The organism is Mesorhizobium sp. M7A.F.Ca.CA.004.12.1.1, assembly GCF_003997835.1.
GTDB lineage: Bacteria > Pseudomonadota > Alphaproteobacteria > Rhizobiales > Rhizobiaceae > Mesorhizobium.
The window spans coordinates 1-2,648 of sequence record NZ_RZRK01000827.1; the positions used below are offsets into that span (position 1 = coordinate 1).

General features: G+C 61.1%; 3 protein-coding genes. 2 read left to right on the forward strand and 1 reads right to left on the reverse strand.

What is annotated here, in order from left to right:
* Nucleotides 1-146: 146 nt before the first annotated feature.
* Nucleotides 147-1,226 carry a substrate-binding domain-containing protein gene (locus tag EN984_RS30265; protein WP_127270806.1) on the forward strand — a complete coding sequence of 360 codons (1,080 nt, stop codon included), beginning with the start codon at nucleotides 147-149 and terminating at the stop codon, nucleotides 1,224-1,226.
* 2 nt (nucleotides 1,227-1,228) lie between these two features.
* On the opposite strand, the gene EN984_RS30270 is transcribed toward EN984_RS30265, so the two are convergent.
* Complete coding sequence (locus EN984_RS30270; RefSeq protein WP_127273590.1) at nucleotides 1,229-2,464, reverse strand: OpgC family protein; 1,236 nt, start codon at nucleotides 2,462-2,464, stop codon at nucleotides 1,229-1,231.
* Between EN984_RS30270 and EN984_RS37915 the strand changes: the two genes are divergently transcribed.
* Nucleotides 2,457-2,621 carry a hypothetical protein gene (locus EN984_RS37915; RefSeq protein WP_164749024.1) on the forward strand — a complete coding sequence of 55 codons (165 nt, stop codon included), beginning with the start codon at nucleotides 2,457-2,459 and terminating at the stop codon, nucleotides 2,619-2,621. The two genes, EN984_RS30270 and EN984_RS37915, sit on opposite strands and share 8 nt — an antisense overlap.
* The last annotated feature ends 27 nt before the right edge of the window (nucleotides 2,622-2,648 follow it).

Sequence of the window (2,648 nt, forward strand, 5' to 3'; positions counted from 1 at the left end):
CCCCTAAATATGTTGAATCGATCCAATTTAGAGAACCACCGTTCGCTTGGATCGATTCAAACATACGCCTTGCCGAGACTGTGATCAAGTCAAAATTTGAACCGATCCAACGAAAGTGTTAGGAGGGAGGAATTCAGGAGACGAAGATGGCGCCATTGACCTCTGCAAAGACAAGACCGGTCCGTCTGGCGGACATTGCCAAGGCGGCCGGCGTGTCGCACGGCACCGCGTCCAACGTGTTCGCCCGGCCGGAGATCGTGCGCGAGGAGGTCCGCGAGCGGGTCAAGGCGGCAGCCGAGGCCATGGGATATGGCGGACCGGATCCCAAGGGCCGGCTGCTGCGCGCCGGCAAGGTCAATGCCATCGGTGTCGCGACCGCGGAACCCCTCTCCTATTTCTTCGACGACCCCTTTGCCCGGGTGATGATGGCCAGCATCTCGCAGGCCTGCGACGCGACCGGTGCGGGGATTTCGCTGGTCTCCGCAGCCAACAACGAACAGCTTGCCTGGAACATCCAAAGTGCGCTGGTCGACGGTTTCATCGTCTTTTGCGTCGATGGCGGTTCAAGGCTGGTCGAACTGGCGCGTGAACGCAAACTCCCTTTTGTCGCGCTCGATCTCGATTCGGACGACGACGACGCCGTTGCAGCAATCGGCGTCGACAACATCGCCGGGGCTGGCCTGGCCGCCCGCCACCTGACCGAACTCGGACATCGCCGCTTTGCCGTGCTTACCCTGCCCTGTGCCGACGCAGGCTTCGGCCCTACCACAAGGGAGCAGGTGGAAATGGCCCTCTACTCGGCTACGCGCGACCGCTTGCGTGGCTATTTCGCCGAACTCTCCCGGGTCGGCGTCGACGTCTCGCGCGTGCCGATCTACGAAACCGTCAATGACGAGAAGAGCGTTTGGGCCGGCCTCGACCATATTTTCGCCGGTGCCGAGACGCCGACAGCCATTCTGGCGATGTCCGACAGGATGGCGCTCCATGCGCTGGACTGGCTGCGGCAGCACGACATTGCGGTGCCGGGCGATGTTTCGGTCGTCGGCTTCGACGGTGTTCCGGAGGGGGCGGTTTCCAAGCCGCCGCTGACCACGATCGTCCAGCCGATCGCCGAGATGGGCCGCCTTGCCGTCAAGGCGATCCTTGAAAATGACGGTTCGTTCAGCCGGCAATCGCTGCCGGTCCAACTCGTGGTGCGAGCCTCATCCGGCCCCTCGCCCGCCTGAGCTCAACGGCCCATTCTTGTCGCCATGGCCGGCATCGCGAAGGATGCAGCATGGACGGGCGGTGCGGCGTTGTGAGCCGGCCTGCTTTTGCCGGACCAGCCAAGGCCCGATAGCCATTCGAGATAGTAGGCGAGCGCGAACTGCATGACGATGCCGGCCGATATCAACAGGCTGTCATAGGCAAATCCGCCCGGATTGATCAGCTTCAGCACTTGCGCCGCCATTGCAAGCACCGTGCCGGCAATGAAAATCGGCAGCGATCGTTTGCCCAATATGGCAAGCGGATGATCGCGTCCGGTGCGAAACAGGTTCGAGACCGCCGGGAATGCCACGATCAGGTAGCTCACCGCCAATATATGCAGCAGCCTCGGCAGCGACAGGAACGTCTTGTCGAAGCCGGTCAGCACCGGAGGCAGGCCAAACCAGGAGATATGCCCCCAAAGCGGGCTGTGCACCCAGACCAGTGCCACAGCGGTGTAGGCCAAGGCCGCGCCAACCAGCCAGCGATTGACCGGGATGGTACCGCCGCGACGCACATGCAATGCACCTGCCAGGCCGATGTTGAAAAGGAACTGCCACGACAGCGGGTTGAGAAACCAGAAGCCGGGCTCGGGATAGTTGGGCGGAGCAATTTGATAAACCCCCGCGACCAGCCACAGGGCGCCGGAGGCGACCAGTGCCAAGACCGGCCGATAGCTGACAATGAGCAGGAACACCGGCGTCAGCAAGAGCAGCACCGCATAGACGGGCAGTATGTTGTTGTAGCCGAGTTGGTGGCCGAGCGTCACGATGCCGATCAGCACCTGCGGCGTATTCTTGATCAACGGCTCGATGTTGATCATCGTCAAAAGCTCCGGCCGCCTGGCAAACACCGCCGCAGCGCAGAACATGGCCATCACCACCATGGTGGTGACGATGTGGGTGGCATAAAGCACACCGGCGCGGCGCAACATCTTCAGGGTTGCCAGCAGCCGGTTTCCAGGTTGGAATTTCCTGCCATAGGCAAGTGCGACCGAGATGCCGGAGATCAGCACGAAGACTTCCGCCGCATCGGAAAAGCCGAAATTCTTGTAGGTCAGATACTCGAAGGCGGTACCTGGCACATGGTCGACATAGATGGTCAGCAAAGCGAGAGCACGGAGCACGTCTATGCGCGTGTCGCGCTCAGTGCGATCGGGGACACGCGCATCGCGGTCCGAGACACGCGAATCGCGGTCCGGGGAAATCTGGGTGGTCATCGACAAAAAGGCCTCAAAGCTGGTTGTTCATGCCGAGCAATGCGACCCCCGGCGCACCGCTTCGATTCCTCCCGAAGGAATGTTATCGGCGGAGAAACGGACTGTAATGCGCCCGGTTCAATCAACTTTCGCGGAGCTTGAAAATATTGCGTTTTGAAGCCGGCAAATTGAGCGAAACCTCATA

Bases quoted from the DNA above. Each gene is read 5' to 3' on its own strand.
- EN984_RS30270 (WP_127273590.1), bottom strand. From the start codon at position 2,464: ATGACCACCCAGATTTCCCCGGACCGCGATTCGCGTGTCTCGGACCGC.
- EN984_RS30265 (WP_127270806.1), top strand. From the start codon at position 147: ATGGCGCCATTGACCTCTGCAAAGACAAGACCGGTCCGTCTGGCGGAC.